The organism is Alteromonas sp. ASW11-130 (assembly GCF_026183735.1).
Taxonomy (GTDB): Bacteria; Pseudomonadota; Gammaproteobacteria; order Enterobacterales; family Alteromonadaceae; genus Alteromonas.
Genome location: NZ_JAPFRE010000013.1, coordinates 1 through 18,491 on the forward strand (window position 1 = coordinate 1; position 18,491 = coordinate 18,491).

The following is an 18,491-nucleotide window of genomic DNA, read 5'->3' on the forward strand; positions in this document are numbered from 1 at the left end:
TGGGGTATAGCCAAGTTGGTAAGGCAGCGGGTTTTGATCCCGCCATTCGTAGGTTCGAGTCCTGCTACCCCAGCCATATTCTAAAGCCGACCATTGCGTCGGCTTTTTTGCTTTACACTCCCCTCAAAGGTCGGCAGACTATTCTGAAAGATAATAATTCAGGGAAAAGTGCGTGGTTAATCAGATTGTTGACGCCATTAATAATGTGCTCTGGGGTGAAGGGCAAGTTCTTATTTTCATGTTAGTCGGCTGCGGCGTTTGGTTTACAGTCAGATTAGGTGGCGTTCAGCTTAAGCATTTTATCCATATGTTTGCCTTACTCAGAGGCAGCGGTAACTCCACTAAAGAAGGGATAAGTTCCTTTCAGGCGCTCTGTACCAGCTTATCAGCTCGCGTGGGCACGGGTAATTTAGCGGGTGTCGCGGTAGCCATTTCACTAGGCGGTGCCGGGGCGATATTCTGGATGTGGGTTATTGCATTTTTAGGTATGGCGACGGGCTTTGCCGAAAGTGTCTTAGGCCAACTCTATAAAGTGCATGATGAAAATGGGGAATTTCGCGGCGGTCCAGCTTACTACATCAAACAGGGTCTTAATAAAACCTGGTTAGCAATATTATTTTCACTGTGCCTCTTTCTTGGTTATGGCTTCGTATTCAGCGCAGTTCAGGCCAACACCATTACAGATGCGTTAAACAACGCGTATGACATTCCCACGCATTGGTCTGGGGTCGTAATAATTGCGTTAGCTGCGTTAATTGTGGTGGGTGGTTTTCGTGGTATTGCACGTTTTGCTGAATGGGTAGTGCCCTTCATGGGGATTGGCTATGTTATTGCAGCTTTACTGGTCACGTTTTTACATATCTCAGAAGTTCCCGAATTACTTATGCACATCATTCGCTCGGCGTTTGGTTTGGAAGAAGCGGGCGCCGGCGCACTGGGGGCTGCAATCAAAAATGGCATTCAAAGAGGCTTATATTCTAACGAAGCGGGCTCAGGAAGTGTGCCCCATGCCGCTGCCGCTGCAACTCCGAACCCTAACCACCCAGTAACCCAAGGCTATATCCAAATGTTAGGTGTATTTTTGGACACTATGATTTTATGTACCTCTACCGCGTTTATCATTTTACTTGCTGGTGGTTCTGCGCAAGACCAGATGGAAGGAATACGAATGACGCAGGATGCGATGAGCTGGCACGTGGGCAGTGGGGGTACAGATTTTGTCGCTGCCGCCATTTGCCTGTTTGCCTTCACATCAGTGGTGGCAAATTATGCTTACGGCGAAAGTAATCTACATATGTTTAAATTAGATAACAGGCCCGGCAGAGCGGCTTACACTGTGGGTTATCTGGCTATGATTTTCTGGGGGTCAATGGCCGCCTTACCCCAAGTATGGGCGTTGGCAGATATGGCGTTAGGATTAATGACGGTGATTAATATTGTTGCCATCATTTGGCTCACGCCCACCATTGTTTCCATAAGCAAAGACTATTTCGCCAAACATGCCAAAGGTGAAAAGCCGGAATATCGAAGAGGCGATTGCGAAATTCAAGGCACGTCTGAAAAAGGGATCTGGTAAAGCTAAATCGAATACATCTTCGCATTGATTCAGGAGGGTAGTCTATCTACCCTCCCACCATCATCATAATGAGTTGAACAATAAGCGCAATCATCACTAGCGGCCAAATCCAACGCGCTATTTTTGCCGACTCTTCGCTGCTAATGCGCATTTTTGATCGTTCGATTAATGGTATAACCAGAAAAAGCGCCAGGAACAGGATCCCAATAATGACTATAACTTCCATTCATTTAATCCTAATGCATATTTAAGTATGTGCTTTTTGCCCATCGGTAAATGTTGCGCCAACGATAGGAGGGATTGACGCGCCAGTTTTAATGGTAAAATATCGTTGCTGAATAGGGTATAGAATCCATCCATCGCCGACATCATCACTAAATTATCACGCCTACGTGGTCGCTCATAATTATTTTGAAGTTTGGTCCGAAATACCTGATGCGCGGATACGTCACTTTCTGCGGTTATAGCAAGCAGTGCTTCTATATCTTTAAAACCCAGATTAACGCCCTGCCCTGCCAACGGATTTATAGTATGCGCAGCATCGCCTATTAATACTACATTGCCTTTTACATATTGACTTGCATGGCTGCGGGTTAACGGAAAGGCTGCTGAAGAGACTACATCAAACGACGCTAGGCAGTCGGGGAATGCGTCAATTATTTTTTGCTTCAACATGCTGGGATTCATTGCGGAAAGTGATTTAACCATTTCCGCGCTGTCATACCAAATTAGTGCAGCAAAATCATCGTACATTGGCAAATAAGCTCTTGGCCCATCCGGTGTGAATTGCTGCCAGGTTGTGGTGGTTTGCACATTATGCATCTTAGCGATTACACCTAGCGCATGTTGCTCATATTGCCAGCCCGAAGTACCTATTTTAGCAGACTGTCGAACTTGAGAGCGCGCGCCATCGGCCCCTATTAACCAACGTGCTTCAACTTCCTGTTCATCCTCAAAGCGAATTATTGCCCTTTGTGAATCATTAACATTTATTGACTTGGCTTTTTTCGAAGTAATAAGTTCAAAATTGTCTTTGCTCTCCAATTCTTTCAAACAGCCGAGTTGCAGTAGACGATTTTCAACGAAATATCCCAACTCAGGTAGGCCTAATAATTCCGCTGTAAAATCGGTTCTTGATGTTTCCGTTTCCCAAACCGATAACTGGCTGTAAGCGCGAAGACGTGTATGCTGGATATGGTCCCACGCGCCCAGGGCTTTTAAAAGGTCTACCGATGCCACTGAAAGTGCCGACACCCGCAGATCAGGTGGTTGTTCGGGTGAAAATAGTGCGGGCATATCGCGTTCAATTAACACAACACTATGGCCCTGGCTCACCAGTCCAAGTGCAAGAGTGGCCCCGACCATACCCGAGCCCATTATACAAAAGTCTTTCATGATCATTCCTTTAAGTCCATTTCTATTATGGCCTTTGCCAGGCAAACTGTCATGGTGTAAAGCAAATTCAACGCAAAATTACAATCTCTATCACTTAGCACTGGGAAATACGTACCAGAGCAGGTAAAATATGCGGCTATTTTATTCACCTCTGGATACGTCAGGTGTCATTTTCTCGTTCGACACTGGCTTAACTTATATACTTTACACAAACGGTCATTATGAACAAAAAGCTGTACATTAAAACCTGGGGCTGTCAGATGAATGAGTACGACTCAGAAAAGATGGCAGACCTACTAGATTCAACGCATGGATATGCTTTGGCACAGGAGCCTGAGGACGCCGACGTAATCCTGTTGAACACTTGTTCAATCCGTGAAAAAGCACAGGAAAAAGTGTTTCACCAACTTGGTCGTTGGAAAATGCTGAAGAAAGACAAGCCTGAGCTGATTATTGGTGTAGGTGGTTGCGTGGCCTCTCAGGAAGGTGATGCCATTCGCCAACGTGCGCCTTTTGTCGATTTGGTGTTTGGCCCACAAACACTTCATCGCCTGCCAGAAATGATTAATCAAATTCAAAGTGGCGAAAAGTCGGTAGTAGACGTCAGCTTCCCGGAAATTGAAAAATTTGACCGTTTACCCGAGCCGCGCGCCGAAGGACCCACTGCTTTCGTCTCTATAATGGAAGGTTGTTCTAAATATTGTACGTTTTGTGTAGTCCCTTATACGCGAGGTGAAGAAGTCAGTCGTCCGGTAGATGATGTTATTCTGGAAATCGCTCAGTTAGCCGAGCAAGGTGTACGCGAAGTGAACCTTTTGGGGCAGAATGTGAACGCCTACCGCGGTGATCACCACGATGGGAGCATTTGTCGTTTTGCTGAGCTACTTGAAATGGTTGCCGCAATTGATGGCATTGACCGTATACGTTATACCACGTCACATCCAGTAGAATTTACCGATGATATCATTGCTGCATACGAGAGCATTCCGGAATTAGTGAATCATCTGCATCTACCGGTACAAAGTGGCTCTGATCGTATCTTGAATTTGATGAAGCGCGGCCATACGGCGTTAGAATACAAGTCGAAAATTCGAAAGCTACGCAAAATTCGACCTGATATCAGTATGTCTTCTGACTTTATTATCGGTTTTCCTGGCGAAACCGATGCAGATTTCGAAGCCACTATGGACCTCATTCAGGCAATTGATTACGACTTAAGTTTCAGTTTTATCTATAGCGCTCGCCCTGGTACCCCTGCCGCAGATGCGATAGACGATGTCAGCGAAGAGACCAAGAAACAACGGTTGTACTTACTCCAGCAGCGAATTAGTCAGCAAGCCCTGCGTATTGCGCGCAATATGGTGGGCACCGAACAACGTATTTTAGTAGAAGGGCCTTCTAAAAAGAACCCAATGGAGCTGTCAGGTCGTACTGAAAATAATCGTGTTGTGAATTTTGAGGGTTCTCGGGACATGATTGGCGAATTTGTTGATATCCAAATTACCGACGTGTTTACCAACTCCTTACGTGGCGATGTAGTGCGTCGCGAAAAAGATATGGGCTTGCGTGTTGCAATTTCGCCCCAATCTATCACTGCAAAGCGTCAGGCTAACCAACCTGATGAACTGGGTGTAGCCCAATTTGTTCCATCAGTATAACGAGAGGTAAAAGATAATTTGAGCACTGTAGATAGCGTAGAAGTTGCATTAGAGCCTGCTGACAATCGCCGTTTGTCTAATTTATGTGGACCGTTTGATGACAATATCAAACAAATTGAACGCCGATTAGGCGTAGAGATTGGGTACCGCAACAACGTGTTCAAGGTATTAGGCGAGCCCCGTCAGATTGAAGGAGCCTCGGAAATACTCAAGTCTTTGTATATTGAAACCCAACCCGTTAAAGGCGTAGTGCAGGAACTCGGACCAGAACAGGTCCATCTTGCTATTCAGGAAAGCCAGTGCCTCGAACGCTCATCCTCGGGCGATTACGGTAAGGAAGTTCACATACGTACCAAACGAGGGGTTATCAAGCCTCGAAATCCAAACCAGGGGCAGTATGTTGCTAATATCGTTAATCATGATATCAGTTTCGGAATTGGTCCAGCCGGTACAGGTAAAACCTACCTAGCGGTCGCGTGTGCGGTGGATGCATTAGAACGTCAGGAGATTCGTCGGATATTGCTCACTCGCCCCGCTGTTGAAGCAGGTGAAAAACTAGGATTTTTACCGGGCGATCTATCTCAGAAAGTCGATCCTTACCTACGACCACTTTATGACGCTTTATTCGAGATGCTCGGTTTTGAAAAGGTGGAAAAGCTTATGGAGCGCAATGTAATTGAAGTTGCGCCACTGGCATATATGCGTGGTCGCACGCTTAATGACGCGTTTATCATTTTAGATGAAAGTCAAAATACTACAGTTGAACAAATGAAGATGTTCTTAACCCGTATTGGCTTTAACTCTAAAGCTGTGATCACAGGGGATATCACACAGGTTGACCTTCCCCGAGGAGCACGTTCAGGGTTGCGTCACGCCATCGAAGTGCTTAAATCAGTCAATGACATTTCCTTTAATTTCTTCAACGCAGATGACGTAGTTCGTCACCCAGTTGTCGCCCGAATCGTACGAGCATACGAAGAACATGATTCGGAGCAAGAACAACTACGCGCTGAAAAACGTAAGCAGGAAGCCAAAAGCGTTGAACAAGCAGCAGATAACCCATCTTCTTAGCACAATATTTTGTTATCTATGAATGCGATTATTGATTATCAAATTGCCTGTGAAGGGAGTTTTTATGAAAAAAACTTACCCTCTGTCGCAGACGTTGAAAAGTGGGTTAGCTTAGTGTTAAACCACCTTAAAGTGGGACAACAAGAGCTTACCGTGCGGTTTGTCGAAAATGATGAATCGCAAGCATTAAATAGTACCTATCGGGGTAAAGAAAAGCCAACAAATGTACTTTCTTTTCCCTTTGAAGCTCCGCCGGGTGTTACGCTAAACTTGTTAGGCGATTTAGTTATTTGTGTGCCCGTCATTGAGCAGGAAGCTCACGAACAAAACAAAAAGATACCTCACCATTACGCCCATATGATTGTACATGGTACGTTACATCTATTGGGCTACGACCACATTGACGATGATCAGGCTGAGACAATGGAAGCATTAGAAATACACATTTTGTCTCAATTAGGCATTGACGACCCTTATCAAGAACATTAACGTAAGTTTTGAATAAGTCAGAAAACGAAAATTATGAGCGACGATAACCCCCACTCTACCAACGGCTCTTCGAGCAGAAACTGGTTAGACAAATTAAAGCTAACCTTCACAGGAGAGCCGCAAAGCAAACAAGATTTAGTTGAAGTTATTACTGAAGCTGAACAACGCGAACTAATCGATCCACAAACCCGGGAAATGATTGAAGGTGTCATAGGTGTTAATGACATGCGCGTCCGCGATATCATGATTCCACGTACACAGATGACCACCATTGATATCAATCAATGTGTTGAAGAGTTTTTACCCACGGTCTTAGAGTCAGCCCATTCTCGCTTTCCTGTTATCAGCGAAGACAAAGATCACATCGAAGGCATTCTGCTGGCCAAAGATTTATTAAGCTATGCCTTCAACTCTGAGACCGAATTCCGATTAAAAGACGTGATCCGCCCTGCGGTCATCGTACCTGAAAGTAAGCGCGTGGACGTACTTTTAAAAGAATTCCGCCAGCAGCGTTACCATATGGCGATTGTCGTGGATGAATACGGCGGTGTGTCAGGCCTTGTCACAATCGAAGATATTCTCGAACTGATTGTGGGTGAAATTGAAGACGAATATGATACCGAAGCAGATGGGACTGATGATATTCGGCCACTAAACAAGTATACCTATTCAGTTAAGGCGCTGACCGCTGTAGATGATTTCAATGAATTTTTTGAAACCAATTTTAGCGAAGAAGAAGCCGATACCATTGGCGGTATTGTATTGAAAGCCTTTGGCCATATGCCTGCTACAAATGATGAGATCACCATTGGTGATATTCATTTTAAAGTAACAAACTGCGATAAGCGTCGATTAGTGCAGTTAAAGGTTGTTATCCCCTCTTTGGAGTAGTTTACACTGAAACGGATGTTACCCCATGCGCTGACTTTATTGAGCGGCGCAAGCTTAACTTTTGCTTTTGCTCCTTTTCACTTATGGCCGGTGACCTTCCTCGCGGTTGCTATTGCCGTTTATCAGCTTGCCCGTAGCAAAAATGGCTTCCTTACCGGTTGGCTATTTGGTTTTGGTTGGTTTGGCGCTGGTATCAGTTGGGTGCACGTTAGTATTGCTGATTATGGCGGCTTGCCATTGCTAGCCTCAATTGGCCTAATGGCGCTGCTGAGCGCTTATTTAGCCATGTATGCAGCAATGTCGTTCTGGCTGACTAAAAAATATTTCCAGCCGATGTTATGGCCGCTCGCTTTACCTTTCTTCTGGTTTATTGGTGAATGGTTACGAAGTTGGGTGCTAACCGGCTTCCCCTGGTTATCCCTTGGATATAGCCAGCTACAAAGCCCTATCAGCGGGTGGATTCCCGTGATTGGTGAAACGGGCGTTACCGCGTTAATTATTTTACTTTCGACCACGTTAGCGGTGTATCAATTTAAGCTTCACTGGTTACGCATTTGCATAATCTATACGGTAGTGTTTTTAAGTGGTTATATTGCGAGTAACTATCAATGGGTAAACCTGGATAAAACCGTTCAGGTGTCAATGGTCCAAGGCAATATTGCGCAATCATTAAGGTGGACGCCAGAGCAAGATCGTCCCACTATGAAAAAATACCGCAAACTGACTGAACCTTTGTGGGAAAGTGATTTAATTCTTTGGCCCGAAGCCGCTATTCCCAAACTTGAGCCGCTTGCGATAGATTATTTGGTTAATCTTGATAAAGTAGCCGCAAAACATAACACCAGCGTGGTTACCGGCATAGTTAATTACAATCATGAAACGAAAGCGGCGTGGAACAGTATGATTGTATTAGGCAAGAAAGAGGAAGATGCTCAGCAAGGTAACTATTCCTACTTTCACCCTAATCGCTATGCTAAACATCATCTGTTGCCTATTGGTGAATTTGTGCCTTTTGAAGAATGGTTGCGAAATGTAGCGCCGTTGTTCGATTTACCTATGTCGTCGTTTTCACGTGGAGACTTTCAGCAAGCGAACCTTGTAGCCAACGGGCTCAAATTAGCCCCAGCTTTATGCTTTGAAATAGCGTTTCCCCGTCAAGTCTTGGCCAATGTTCAAAGCGATACAGATATTATTGTGACGGTAAGCAATGATGCCTGGTTTGGTCGTTCGCACGGTCCGGCACAGCACTTACAAATCGCACAGATGCGCGCATTAGAAACGGGTAAATCGGTAATTAGAGCGACTAATAATGGGATTACTGCATTTATCAACCCATTCGGCGAGGTGACCTCAAGACTGCCGCAATTCGAAGCAGGCTCCCTGACGTCGCCAGTGGCCGTTACCCGCGGCCAAACGCCATATCGTTTTTGGGGTGATCTTGCCCCCTTTACATTAGTAATAACCCTGTTTGGATGGGCTCTTTATTTGCGTAAAGGTCGCCGTTAAATTTAAAAACACGTATTTTCAATGAGTTAACTAAATATCGAAATTTTTTTCAAAAAAAATATTGAAAAATATTTGTCTATACCGATATATGTAAGTGTCAACGCTGAACAGTCAGGTTGACAAAACCGCCGCCGAAGTTCGGGGCACTTTATTTAACCATATTGCTTATTATTGAGGATATGACTATGCGTAATATCGATCTATCTCCACTATACCGTTCGTTTATCGGTTCAGACCATTTAGCTTCACTTGTTGACGCCGCAACACGCGCTGAAAAACAAAGTGGATATCCCCCCTATAACATAGAACTGCTTGCTGAAGACAAGTATCGCGTCACGATGGCAATTGCCGGATTTGGCAAAGATGATGTCACTATTGAAGTGCAGGATAATACCCTGACAGTGACAGGCAAGAAAGACAACGGTAATAAAGATGCCGAGCGTAAATTCTTGCATAAAGGTATTTCAGAACGTAATTTTGAACGTAAATTTCAGTTGGGCGACCATGTCAAAGTGCTGGCTGCAGACATGGAAAATGGCTTACTCCATATTGATATGGAGCGTGTTATCCCAGAAGCCAAAAAACCACGCCAAATCGAAATTGGTAGCCGTTTAATCGAAAATAACTAAATTCTTAGTGGGCCTGGCCCCCAGGCTCACTTTACAACTTTTATAGACAAGCTCGCTGCCGAATGGTCGGGGCGACAACAATGCATATTGCTTAATATTGAGGATATGATTATGCGTACATTAGATTTATCACCACTTTACCGTTCATTTATTGGTTTTGACCGTTTAGCGTCTGCGCTTGAATCAAGCACGGCGATGCCAAGCACGGAAACCTTTCCGCCTTATAACATTGAATCGCTGGATGAAAACCGTTATCGGGTATCTATGGCACTAGCCGGATACAGTAAAGAACAACTTACCCTTACTGTTGAAGATACCACGTTAAAGGTGACGGCAAAGAGTGACCAATCCACGGATGAGAATGAGCGTAAGTTTTTACATCGTGGAATTGAACAACACAACTTCGAACGAAAGTTTCAGTTGGGTGAACACATTCAAATTCGCGAAGCAGAGTTTGAAAATGGCTTACTTCATATTGATATGGAGCGGGTTATTCCTGAAGAGAAAAAGCCAAAGCAGATTGCTATCGGTACTCGCTAAATAATCTGAAAAGCTAAGCCAATAAACGCGGCCCTCCCTGGCCGCGTTTTATTCGATACTTTCCTATATTACTCTCTTACTGAACACATAAGTTTATAATGTTCTTATTGTGGGATTTAATAACCTAACGGCTATGGCAAAAACGCATCGTGGCCTTAATTGTCTTTCAGGAAAATCACGTAACCTGCTAAACACTTTTCTTTACCTGTATACGTTGGCGACGTGCTAGGGCTCCTATCGCCAATCCTGTAGCTAACAAGCCTAATATCGCGGGTGTGTAGTTACCTCAGCGTATGGCGTGCGAACTTCTCTATTCGCTGTCGTCCCGCATTTGCCACCGAAAATAAAAATCTCAGTTTCGCTAAACTAAATATCTGACCAAGAACCGTGAGCACCGCCACACTCTTCTAAAGTGAAGCCTATCAGCCCTCTGCCGAACAAATCGTGATGCACCGTCTCTTCACCTTCGTCCCCCGCAAGATTAACCATTATGCTTCATTCCAGTTTACAATCCGGTCGATCTGGATATTTTGCTAAATACTTAGTGCCAAAATATCCTCTATATTCGCAAATTAAACTATGACCGGAATGAAAGTTTGAGGAGCTATCGACTTGAGTACCACTGTCAATAAATGACGAAGCCCGTTTTTAGTGCCCCATCTCATGCGGCGCTTTATAGCTTTGTAGATAAGAGAGAGCCACGGAATAGAAATGACTCTCATACATGATGTTATCTCTATCACTCAGTTCCATCTCGGTTTGACTGCTTGCGTTACAACCGGTAGCAAACTGGAAGTTGTCTTCTCCATCTAAGTTAATATCGAACGTAGTACCCCATTAACCGTCAGAGGCGTGAAATCTATACCTTCAGCGTCGGTCTGCGAGAAAACCATTAATCCAGTAATCGAGCACAACTTATTCATATTTTATTCCTGCTTTATCTATTAACGCATTATAGGTAACTTGGTTACTTAAACATACATCATTGAAAAGACGCCATTTTAAAAAAGTGAATAACCTGAAAAATGAAGCAGGTGTAAAATTATCCGACACTATTAATAATGTATTTTTGTAAAGAGGTGCCCGGCCAAATGTTGTATTGCGTTGCTTCATATTGGCAGCGAACTGTCTCACTACTTCTGCAAAGATAATAGCTGCTATTCGGTGTTACTAAATTTTTCGCAATGCACTGCTAATAAGTGGCACGAAAACTGGAAAATAGGTAAATATTCCTGCTGAGGAAAAGCGGTATCTCGCTCATCAACACGCACCGATAGTAAACTAGCCAGCTCTTTCCACCTAATATTCTCAGCAAGGATCTATCCCTTATCCCTCCCAGAGCGGAGCTTCCTCAATGCTTGCGCTGCGCGAATAAACATTAATGCAGATCGCTATAAAACAAGCTACAAAGACAGATTGATATTTACCTACGTTAACGTTTATTAAATCGCGTCAGTTCAGCTAAGTCACCCCGCGCTAAGGCTTCGCTCATCAATTGATCACGAATTTTGTTGGTAGACTGGCTGGCGGGCATCATTTCAATCAATCGTGCAAATCGTTCTTTCAGGCCTTTAAAATGGCGTAACGTTGAAAGCGCAATCGCATGTGCATAGGTATCCGTGAAAAGAGAATGTATTTCTTTGTAGAACTGAGCCGAAATTTCCCGTGCTGGAGAACGCGAAATTAATGCCGCAAGTTGCATTTGTATTGTGCTACCCACTGTTACGGTATTTATCATTTCAAACGGTTCACCCGGGTCTTTTAGCAATGCTAAAAACCGCAGCAAAAGTTGATAATGAATGTTTGGGTTATTCGTTTTAAGGCTCTCATTAACCTGACTCGCAGTATCGACGTCATTTAATTCCAGACTTTGTTGCATCGCTTTAATAGCGATAGCTTGATTATTTGGATCGAGCTTATGAGCGCGTAAATAGCTCGCTAACGCGTCGGTGAAACGCCCTTCTAATCGCAACAGCTCAGCTTTTGTCACCCAGGATTGCACTAATAGTGGCTTTGGTAATGTTTCGTCAGGCAAAACTGGAGTGTATTCTTGAGGATCAGTCGGCTTAGCTAAGTTATTAAGGGTCGCTATCTGTTCGCTAGCGTCTTGCCAACCTTCAATGTTGTCATTCACAAATCCGTCAATATCGCTCCATATATACGTCATTGAAGGGTTATTTTCCCGTGAGGTATAGTCTGCGCCTTCACCGACCACCACCATGTGGGTAAACATTTCTCTCAAACTGCTGAGAAAAATCCCCGCAACTTGCATCAATTCTGCTTTCGTTTTCTCATTTTCTTGGCGGTATAGAGGCTCTATGATGCTAAAAAAAGGCCACTGCACGTAACCACCACGCTCCGGATAGCGTGAACAGAAAAAACGGCAAAAATTTTGAATAGAGGTTGTCACCGAAACCGCATGTCGGAGGATTGAAGATTTCTCTGGGTGGCTGGCGAGTCTTTGCAACTGCGCTAACCCCTCAAAATCTTCTGCCAATAGATCTTCAGGATGCATGCGTAGGGCTTGGGCCTGATCATGTGACATCCCTGAATACGCGCCAATCCATACCGGCCACTCTACAAAATGACTTCCGCTGGGATGGAGAAATTCCGGCGCTAAATATACGCTACTATCAAATGGTTCAACCGTGCGCGTCGCGGGCCAATTGACTGACCAAAAGCGTTCTGGCTTTTGTTCCCAACTATGCGGATAGGCTAAATCATGCCTAGCAAGTGGCCTCAATAGATTTAGCTCGGCCGCATACACGCCGGGCAGATAGAGGTTATGGAGTAGTGGGTGCTTCGAGGTTGACAAGGCTATACCAAAATTAGCGGCATTACCTAAAAATGGCGAAGAAAATTCTGCTATCCGCGCAGTGCGAATAGCCAACGAAGAGCAAACGGTGTCAAAGTTGGCGCTATGTGAACCACATTTTTCAATTGATAGGGTAAGCGTTGTCATAAGTCTATATGCAAATAAAATTCTTCAATCGTCGATACCTGTTTACTCCGCATAGTTAATTGCTTCACCATTGGATTGCTGTCAAAAAAAGAAAAAGTCAATTCTTTAATACTATTACGCACTACCACTTTAGATAACTGGTAGAGCATAAACAAATAAAGCGGCGAGCGCTGATATGCTGGGGCGATGGCTAATGCATGAATATGCAATTGCTTACCGCTTGATTGCCCGAGTAAACATGCAGCTACCTCTTCGCACTGCGATGAATAAGCTAATAGCGATACGTCCGGATCTACTTTGGACGTCACTAAAGCAGAATGTCCTAATTGCTCTCTTATAAATTGGTGGGCATCTTTCTTATTGGTATTGGTCAGTTGCTCAATGCTATAACGGTGAGGGTATTTAAACTTTTCAACGAAACTTACTGTTTGTTCCATATCGGGTTTGAGAGTAACATGATGCTGACTATTTTGCTGCCAGGATGTGAACACCTGGTGATCTGCCATATCTTTGGTGATAACCAACAAACGTTTCGCACCCCACTTTTTCGCTAATAGAATTGCTTGCTCAGTAAGTCGGTTTATATCCCTTTCCGATAAATTACTAAAATCGATCGGCAAAAACAAACGATAACTGTGGTATCGGAAATAAGGCGTAGACGCAAGCGCAAAATTAATCTCGCGTTCTGTTTCACCTTGAAATGAGAATACCTCTATGGGTGAAGAAATGGCCTGAACAGGTAATTCCAGGCCAAATAATTGACTTAGCTGCGCTGCCGATGGCGAGCTATGTAAAAGGTGAATCACACCCTATTTCGTGTGTAAACGCCGACGACGAGCAACAGCGCCCATTGCCAAACCAGTAGCGAGTAAACCTAAAGTTGCAGGGGTAGACACCTCCGCAGGACGATATTGACCCGCGACCATTTCTTCGTTAGTACGATCCGATAGCGCACCTTCAAATATAGTTATTTCCTCGCGGGTAAATTGGATATCCATCCAGCCAAAGCGGAAGCCATCAATTGAGCCAAGCGCGAAGCCGATTATTCCTCTACCTGCGAGCTCAGACTCGATAGTTTCTTCCAGAACGTCACCTTCATAAGGCACCGGCGGTTCCCAGAGATACTTATAACCACAAATCTCGGATGGGATGCAATCCTCACTTCCCGTACCATATTGAGTGCCCGTGTAAGTACGATCTTCAAAGACAGGAACAAATGGGTTATCCCAGGTCAATAGACCGTCAGATATGCGTGTACCTTCGTCAATAAATGCTGTCGACCAGATGGTATTGAGGCTATTACCGAAGAAAAAACCTTCAACATCATACGTATGTTGCATAAACCGACCGTCAGGGAGGGCTTCCGGCTCAGTACTTCCACTACCCGTTAAAATACCACTAAAGAAGTCTTCGAAGCCATCCCCGTCGATATCGAGCGATGCATCCCACCCCATAGTTTGATGGGAGATAATACCTGCGTTAGCTTGCGCTGCGAAAGCCATCCCAGCAATAGTCCAAAATTTGTTCATCTACTTCATCCTAACAAAATAATGTGTGCTTTCCGGCAGTCTTTAAGCAACATTCAGACCAAGAATAAAATAACCGTTTTATTCAATCACTTAACTTAACGCAAAGAACAAACCATATGGCATGTGTAAATTTATCTGACAGGTTTGGCGTGAGCGGGTACAGTAAAGTGGTGGGTCGGATGGAAATGAGCAGTATGAAATGCCGCAATTCCAGCTGAAAATTGTTGGAATGCGTAATCGAAATGTCTATAGGTGTTTCCCGTTTCAAGCCATTGACGAAATGCTTTGATATTACTGCGCGTTCGCACCACGATGGAAAACGCAGTGAGCTTATATAGTCGTATCAAGTCCGCTAAGGTATTATCGAACACTTCGCGAAGCACTTCTCGTTCATCATATACTTGTTGATAGACATCAAAGGCCACTGAGCAATGTTCTAATTCTTCAAAACAGTGCCACGCCCAGAAACGTTTTATCAAATGCGCATCAGGTGCCGCCCAATCACGCTCTTCAAAAACGAGCGTTGAGGTAATGGCAGTTAAATGCTCAATTGCCACAGTAGTAGCCAGCCTTATTTGAGGCGTTCTTTCACTATTTAAGTAATGAAATGCGTTTATAAAAGGCGCTTCCAACTCGCCTAAGTCAAGGCCGTTCGTTTCACAAAAACGTTTGTTGTAGGCTTGATGAAGCTTTGAATGGTTTACTTCCTGTTCAATAAAGATAGTGCATTGGGTAACCAAATCTTCATTATCGAGTAAGGACATATGTTCCTTTAGTGACTTTATGAAGAATCGCTCACCTACCGGCAAACCAATTGAAAATGCGTTCATTATGGTCGTAGCAAACACATCATCGTCTAACCAACTCATTGATATAGGCGTTGTAAGTGGTGTCATAAACTTGTCGGCCTGCAATGTAAACTCCCAATTGCAACAATCTGATATTCCGGTATATTGCTTGGCAGTATAACATACACATATTCAAAGGTTGCTAGTGATGGACAAAAGCGAAGTTATCGAGAAAATTAAAGAAGCGCTGCATGATTCGATGAATTTGCCGGATGCTGAATTAAGCTCTTCCACTAAACTGGTTGAAGATCTTAATGCCGATTCAGTTGATTTCGCTACTTTGTTGATGGAGTTGGAAGAAGTATTTAACTGTAAAATCCCGGATAGCGCGGGAGCTGAAATTTCCGACGCAACAATTGGTCAGGTTGCAGATTACATCATCAAACTCAAACAAGCGTAATGTCTCGGGTTCTTATTACTGGTGCCGGCATCGTTAGTGCTTTGGGTAATGACATTCAAACTTTTTGGCAGCAATGTCTGGCAGGGAAAACTTACGTAGAAGCCATTCCCGAAGGCTGGCAATCTCTCGGCGTTACTCAATCAAAAGTGTATTCCCCACTACCTCTTCCCGACTATAAAGCAGCGGGGTTAAAAAAATTTGAAATTACACAGCACGACCCTGCTACGCTAAATGCTTTAGTCGCTACCCATCAAGCACTGCAACACGCCAATATACCGCTCACTCAGCAAGCAGAAAGAAAACATTGTTTTACGATTAATAACCACAACCCTTACCGTATAGGTGTTTTTATTGGCTCTGGCTCAGGCGGATTAAATTCCTTATACGAGTCTCTGCAGGGGGATCTTTATCGAGGTGTGATAAAAGAAATACAAGATTTCCCCGAGGGACAAAAAGAGCGCCTTACTGCACGTTATGATGCCCTTTTTGGTGAAGTTAAACGTAAAAACACGTTTTCGCTACCGATGTTTCTACCCAACTCTGTGGCTGCAGGTGTAGCAACAAAATACGGGGTAAAAGGAGACGTGCAAATCAATGTCTATTCATGTGCAGCAGGCGCAAAAGCAATTATCGCCGCGACACGCGCTATTCAAAACGGTCATCTTGATATAGCACTTGCTGGCGGCAGTGAGTATACATCAGATGAAATCGGCAGCACATTTAGAAGTTTTGATACATTAAATACGCTGACCACTTACGAAGGACCGCTAAATTCAGTAAACCGTCCATTTGATAAAGGCAGACAAAACTTTCTCTACAGTGAAGGCGGTTGCGCCATGCTTGTATTAGAAAGTGAAACTAACGCCAGGAAACGTAATGTTTCCCCCTTGGCCGAAATCGTCGGCACCGCAGAGTCGTTTGATTCGCATCACTTTATGCAGTTAGAACCCAGCGGGTTAGAAATCAAAAATATGATGATTAAGCTCGCGGAGTCAGCCAGCATCTCGCTATCAGACGTGAACTACATTAATGCCCATGGAACCGCCACTATAGCGAACGATGAATTAGAATCTAGATTATTGGAGGAACTTTACCCGCAGCGGCCCTATATCAATTCCACAAAAAGTTTACTAGGTCACACCCTCGGTGCAAGCGGGGCAATCGAAACGCTTGTGTGCGCTTTAAGCCTACAGCAAGGTACCATGCATCCTAGCCTCAATCTCACGGCGCCCATTCGGCCATTAAATTTTGTTACTCAAAAGACCTCTGCTAAATTAAAATACGCTGCTAACTTTTCTTATGGATTTGGCGGGCACAATGCAGGATTGTTACTAAAAGCTACGAACTGATGCCCGCCCTTGACGCTTTTTATCGCTAAACGGATTTCAACGCAGCCTAAATGAAGCGACTGAAGTCACCGGGACATCTACTTCATCGGTAGACATATTTGCCTACTAATGGAACGGAACAAGCAGGGCCTTCCCTACCGCCACATTTATTGTGACTCGGCGTCCAAAAATGGAAGCCATAGCGGCTTTTTTTAATTTGAAATTGGTAAGCTACGGGGTAACCCACAATAAGCCTAGACTCGCCGATGCCTGGACTGAGTCCGTTGCCCTTTACGAGTGGATGAATAGCCTTTTCCGTTAAGCGCTTAGCGTAATTAGCCCCAGTTCAGTTGTCGACGTGGATTTCCACGAACTTTCTACCACGCCTCATAAAGTTATTGGAAAAGTCTATCAAGGTTTAAATATGCCTTATTGTGGAAAGGATATGGAGCATGTAAAACGTTACGCTAGCCACAACCAGCGCTCCATAGAACAACACTTTTTCGCATCGAAAAAGTTGCTATCAAAGTTTCTCTAACTGGCCTACTCTATATATATTGTTCAATAAATCTCTATTTATATGCCAACAGCAATTGTTACAGGTGGAAACGGACTCATAGGCAAAGAGCTTTGCAAGCAACTTGTTGATAAAGGTTGGCGGGTAGCCAGCTTTGATACTAATGACAGCTTAAAAGGGGTTGAAAGTGTATGTTGTGACGTAGGTAGCGAAACATCAGTAAAACATGGTTTTTCTGCACTGGGATGGCAAAAACTCGACTTACTGATTAATTGTGCTGGCAAAACTAATTACAGTAAAAAACCCTTGGCTGAACAGTCCTACAAAGAGTGGCTGGAAGTAATCAATACCAATCTAAGCGGAACCTTTCTGATGAGTCGTGAAGCCGTTAAGCACATGCAAACTGGCAGCAGTATTATCAATATCACCTCTACCCGAGCGTTTATGTCAGAACCTGGGGATTTCTCCTATGGCGCGTCAAAAGGGGGGATCGTTTCTCTAACTCAGGCCATGGCTATTTCGCTGGGTCCTGATATTCGTGTAAATGCTATTGCGCCAGGCTGGATTACAGATGAAACTGAATTACGCGATGTCGATCATGAACAACATCCTGTAGGGCGCGTTGGCCGACCCGGGGACGTGTTTAAAGCCGTGGAATACTTAATTAATGCGGATTTTGTTACGGGTCAGGTATTAACGACAGATGGAGGAATGACTAAAAAGATGATTTATGCCGGATAAAGTAAAACTATCGCGGGGCGACCACTGATGTTTAACGGTTTTTATTAAAGTACGTACAGATCGAAGGATAAGACGTCAAGCTAACAACCTAAGTTATCAATCTAAGTAAATACCGATCGACGAAAACATAGACGCACTAGAAATACACTTTAAGTCCAGCGATAGTCACCCTCAGCGTTTTTTTAGCTTCAGTCTGAAGCTGGGTAAACATTAATTTATCCCTCGACGACGCTATAGGCTCAAAAGTGGTAATCCAAGAACAGTACGAAATGCTACCGCACTGATGTCCCTTGACCGCTTGTGCTCTACATTTGGAAAAAATACGGACTGATGCTGGTAGTGTTTAGAAATCTGTGTCATTTCATTAATATATCCAAAACGGAAATGACACATGATCAAAGACTTCAATAT

19 protein-coding genes and 1 tRNA gene are annotated in these 18,491 nt (G+C 44.0%); 12 read left to right on the forward strand and 8 right to left on the reverse strand.

What is annotated here, in order from left to right; all coding sequences use genetic code 11:
- Together OPS28_RS02605 and OPS28_RS02610 are read left to right on the forward strand one after the other, a co-directional pair.
- Positions 1 to 76 (forward strand) — tRNA-Gln (locus OPS28_RS02605).
- Between the two features lie 96 nt (positions 77 to 172).
- A complete protein-coding gene (locus OPS28_RS02610; protein WP_265607878.1) occupies positions 173 to 1,576 on the forward strand; it encodes an alanine/glycine:cation symporter family protein in 1,404 nt (467 codons plus the stop codon).
- A gap of 46 nt (positions 1,577 to 1,622) precedes the next feature.
- Here the strand turns inward: OPS28_RS02610 and OPS28_RS02615 are convergent, their stop codons facing one another.
- Both OPS28_RS02615 and OPS28_RS02620 read right to left on the reverse strand, forming a co-directional pair.
- Positions 1,623 to 1,802, reverse strand: coding sequence for a hypothetical protein (locus OPS28_RS02615; protein WP_265607879.1), 180 nt, complete (start codon positions 1,800 to 1,802; stop codon positions 1,623 to 1,625).
- On the reverse strand, positions 1,790 to 2,971 hold the full coding sequence (locus tag OPS28_RS02620) for an FAD-dependent monooxygenase (protein WP_265607880.1): 1,182 nt from the start codon (positions 2,969 to 2,971) through the stop codon (positions 1,790 to 1,792). Before OPS28_RS02620 ends, OPS28_RS02615 begins: the two co-directional genes overlap by 13 nt.
- A 221-nt stretch (positions 2,972 to 3,192) precedes the next feature.
- Here OPS28_RS02620 and miaB point away from each other — a divergent pair, with 221 nt between their 5' ends.
- The 7 genes from miaB to OPS28_RS02655 all read left to right on the forward strand — a co-directional run bounded on the left by miaB (position 3,193) and on the right by OPS28_RS02655 (position 9,755).
- Entirely contained in the window at positions 3,193 to 4,629 is a 1,437-nt protein-coding gene (gene miaB, locus OPS28_RS02625; protein WP_265607881.1) for a tRNA (N6-isopentenyl adenosine(37)-C2)-methylthiotransferase MiaB, read from the forward strand.
- An 18-nt stretch (positions 4,630 to 4,647) separates the two neighbouring features.
- Positions 4,648 to 5,700 (forward strand): PhoH family protein, encoded by a 1,053-nt coding sequence (locus OPS28_RS02630; protein ID WP_265607882.1) that lies wholly within the window; start codon positions 4,648 to 4,650, stop codon positions 5,698 to 5,700.
- Positions 5,701 to 5,718: 18 nt separating this feature from the next.
- Positions 5,719 to 6,189 carry an rRNA maturation RNase YbeY gene (gene ybeY / locus OPS28_RS02635; protein ID WP_265607896.1) on the forward strand — a complete coding sequence of 157 codons (471 nt, stop codon included), beginning with the start codon at positions 5,719 to 5,721 and terminating at the stop codon, positions 6,187 to 6,189.
- A 33-nt stretch (positions 6,190 to 6,222) separates the two neighbouring features.
- On the forward strand, positions 6,223 to 7,080 hold the full coding sequence (gene corC, locus OPS28_RS02640) for a CNNM family magnesium/cobalt transport protein CorC (RefSeq protein ID WP_265607883.1): 858 nt from the start codon (positions 6,223 to 6,225) through the stop codon (positions 7,078 to 7,080).
- Between the two features lie 15 nt (positions 7,081 to 7,095).
- The gene (gene lnt, locus OPS28_RS02645; RefSeq protein ID WP_265607884.1) at positions 7,096 to 8,586 is read left to right on the forward strand and encodes an apolipoprotein N-acyltransferase; all 1,491 of its coding nucleotides are present in this window, start codon (positions 7,096 to 7,098) and stop codon (positions 8,584 to 8,586) included.
- Between the two features lie 185 nt (positions 8,587 to 8,771).
- Positions 8,772 to 9,215 carry an Hsp20 family protein gene (locus tag OPS28_RS02650; protein ID WP_265607885.1) on the forward strand — a complete coding sequence of 148 codons (444 nt, stop codon included), beginning with the start codon at positions 8,772 to 8,774 and terminating at the stop codon, positions 9,213 to 9,215.
- Between the two features lie 111 nt (positions 9,216 to 9,326).
- A complete protein-coding gene (locus OPS28_RS02655; protein ID WP_265607886.1) occupies positions 9,327 to 9,755 on the forward strand; it encodes an Hsp20 family protein in 429 nt (142 codons plus the stop codon).
- 366 nt (positions 9,756 to 10,121) lie between these two features.
- Here OPS28_RS02655 and OPS28_RS02660 read toward each other — a convergent pair whose 3' ends face one another.
- The 5 genes from OPS28_RS02660 to OPS28_RS02680 form a co-directional block, all read right to left on the reverse strand.
- On the reverse strand, positions 10,122 to 10,244 hold the full coding sequence (locus tag OPS28_RS02660) for a hypothetical protein (protein WP_265607887.1): 123 nt from the start codon (positions 10,242 to 10,244) through the stop codon (positions 10,122 to 10,124).
- Between the two features lie 943 nt (positions 10,245 to 11,187).
- Positions 11,188 to 12,717, reverse strand: a complete 1,530-nt coding sequence (locus tag OPS28_RS02665) for a tetratricopeptide repeat protein (RefSeq protein ID WP_265607888.1) — start codon at positions 12,715 to 12,717, stop codon at positions 11,188 to 11,190.
- Positions 12,714 to 13,523 (reverse strand): hypothetical protein, encoded by an 810-nt coding sequence (locus tag OPS28_RS02670; RefSeq protein WP_265607889.1) that lies wholly within the window; start codon positions 13,521 to 13,523, stop codon positions 12,714 to 12,716. Before OPS28_RS02670 ends, OPS28_RS02665 begins: the two co-directional genes overlap by 4 nt.
- Before the next feature lie 3 nt (positions 13,524 to 13,526).
- The gene (locus tag OPS28_RS02675) at positions 13,527 to 14,246 is read right to left on the reverse strand and encodes a hypothetical protein (RefSeq protein ID WP_265607890.1); all 720 of its coding nucleotides are present in this window, start codon (positions 14,244 to 14,246) and stop codon (positions 13,527 to 13,529) included.
- Positions 14,247 to 14,377: 131 nt separating this feature from the next.
- Positions 14,378 to 15,160 carry a metal-dependent hydrolase gene (locus OPS28_RS02680; protein WP_265607891.1) on the reverse strand — a complete coding sequence of 261 codons (783 nt, stop codon included), beginning with the start codon at positions 15,158 to 15,160 and terminating at the stop codon, positions 14,378 to 14,380.
- 82 nt (positions 15,161 to 15,242) lie between these two features.
- Between OPS28_RS02680 and OPS28_RS02685 the strand changes: the two genes are divergently transcribed.
- From OPS28_RS02685 to OPS28_RS02695, 3 genes are all read left to right on the forward strand, one after another.
- On the forward strand, positions 15,243 to 15,494 hold the full coding sequence (locus OPS28_RS02685) for an acyl carrier protein (RefSeq protein ID WP_265607892.1): 252 nt from the start codon (positions 15,243 to 15,245) through the stop codon (positions 15,492 to 15,494).
- Positions 15,494 to 16,843: a beta-ketoacyl-[acyl-carrier-protein] synthase family protein gene (locus OPS28_RS02690; protein ID WP_265607893.1), complete on the forward strand. Its 1,350-nt coding sequence runs from the start codon at positions 15,494 to 15,496 to the stop codon at positions 16,841 to 16,843. The genes OPS28_RS02685 and OPS28_RS02690 overlap by 1 nt, the downstream gene beginning before the upstream one ends.
- A gap of 559 nt (positions 16,844 to 17,402) precedes the next feature.
- Positions 17,403 to 18,080 (forward strand): SDR family NAD(P)-dependent oxidoreductase, encoded by a 678-nt coding sequence (locus OPS28_RS02695; protein ID WP_265607894.1) that lies wholly within the window; start codon positions 17,403 to 17,405, stop codon positions 18,078 to 18,080.
- A gap of 231 nt (positions 18,081 to 18,311) precedes the next feature.
- Here the strand turns inward: OPS28_RS02695 and OPS28_RS02700 are convergent.
- Positions 18,312 to 18,491: hypothetical protein (locus tag OPS28_RS02700; protein WP_265607895.1), on the reverse strand; the 180-nt coding region annotated here is incomplete at its 5' end.

Bases quoted from the DNA above. Each gene is read 5' to 3' on its own strand.
- OPS28_RS02615 (WP_265607879.1), bottom strand. From the start codon at position 1,802: ATGGAAGTTATAGTCATTATTGGGATCCTGTTCCTGGCGCTTTTTCTG.
- OPS28_RS02620 (WP_265607880.1), bottom strand. From the start codon at position 2,971: ATGAAAGACTTTTGTATAATGGGCTCGGGTATGGTCGGGGCCACTCTT.
- miaB (WP_265607881.1), top strand. From the start codon at position 3,193: ATGAACAAAAAGCTGTACATTAAAACCTGGGGCTGTCAGATGAATGAG.
- ybeY (WP_265607896.1), top strand. From the start codon at position 5,719: ATGAATGCGATTATTGATTATCAAATTGCCTGTGAAGGGAGTTTTTAT.
- corC (WP_265607883.1), top strand. From the start codon at position 6,223: ATGAGCGACGATAACCCCCACTCTACCAACGGCTCTTCGAGCAGAAAC.
- lnt (WP_265607884.1), top strand. From the start codon at position 7,096: ATGTTACCCCATGCGCTGACTTTATTGAGCGGCGCAAGCTTAACTTTT.
- OPS28_RS02650 (WP_265607885.1), top strand. From the start codon at position 8,772: ATGCGTAATATCGATCTATCTCCACTATACCGTTCGTTTATCGGTTCA.
- OPS28_RS02655 (WP_265607886.1), top strand. From the start codon at position 9,327: ATGCGTACATTAGATTTATCACCACTTTACCGTTCATTTATTGGTTTT.
- OPS28_RS02660 (WP_265607887.1), bottom strand. From the start codon at position 10,244: ATGGTTAATCTTGCGGGGGACGAAGGTGAAGAGACGGTGCATCACGAT.
- OPS28_RS02665 (WP_265607888.1), bottom strand. From the start codon at position 12,717: ATGACAACGCTTACCCTATCAATTGAAAAATGTGGTTCACATAGCGCC.
- OPS28_RS02675 (WP_265607890.1), bottom strand. From the start codon at position 14,246: ATGAACAAATTTTGGACTATTGCTGGGATGGCTTTCGCAGCGCAAGCT.
- OPS28_RS02685 (WP_265607892.1), top strand. From the start codon at position 15,243: ATGGACAAAAGCGAAGTTATCGAGAAAATTAAAGAAGCGCTGCATGAT.
- OPS28_RS02690 (WP_265607893.1), top strand. From the start codon at position 15,494: ATGTCTCGGGTTCTTATTACTGGTGCCGGCATCGTTAGTGCTTTGGGT.
- OPS28_RS02695 (WP_265607894.1), top strand. From the start codon at position 17,403: ATGCCAACAGCAATTGTTACAGGTGGAAACGGACTCATAGGCAAAGAG.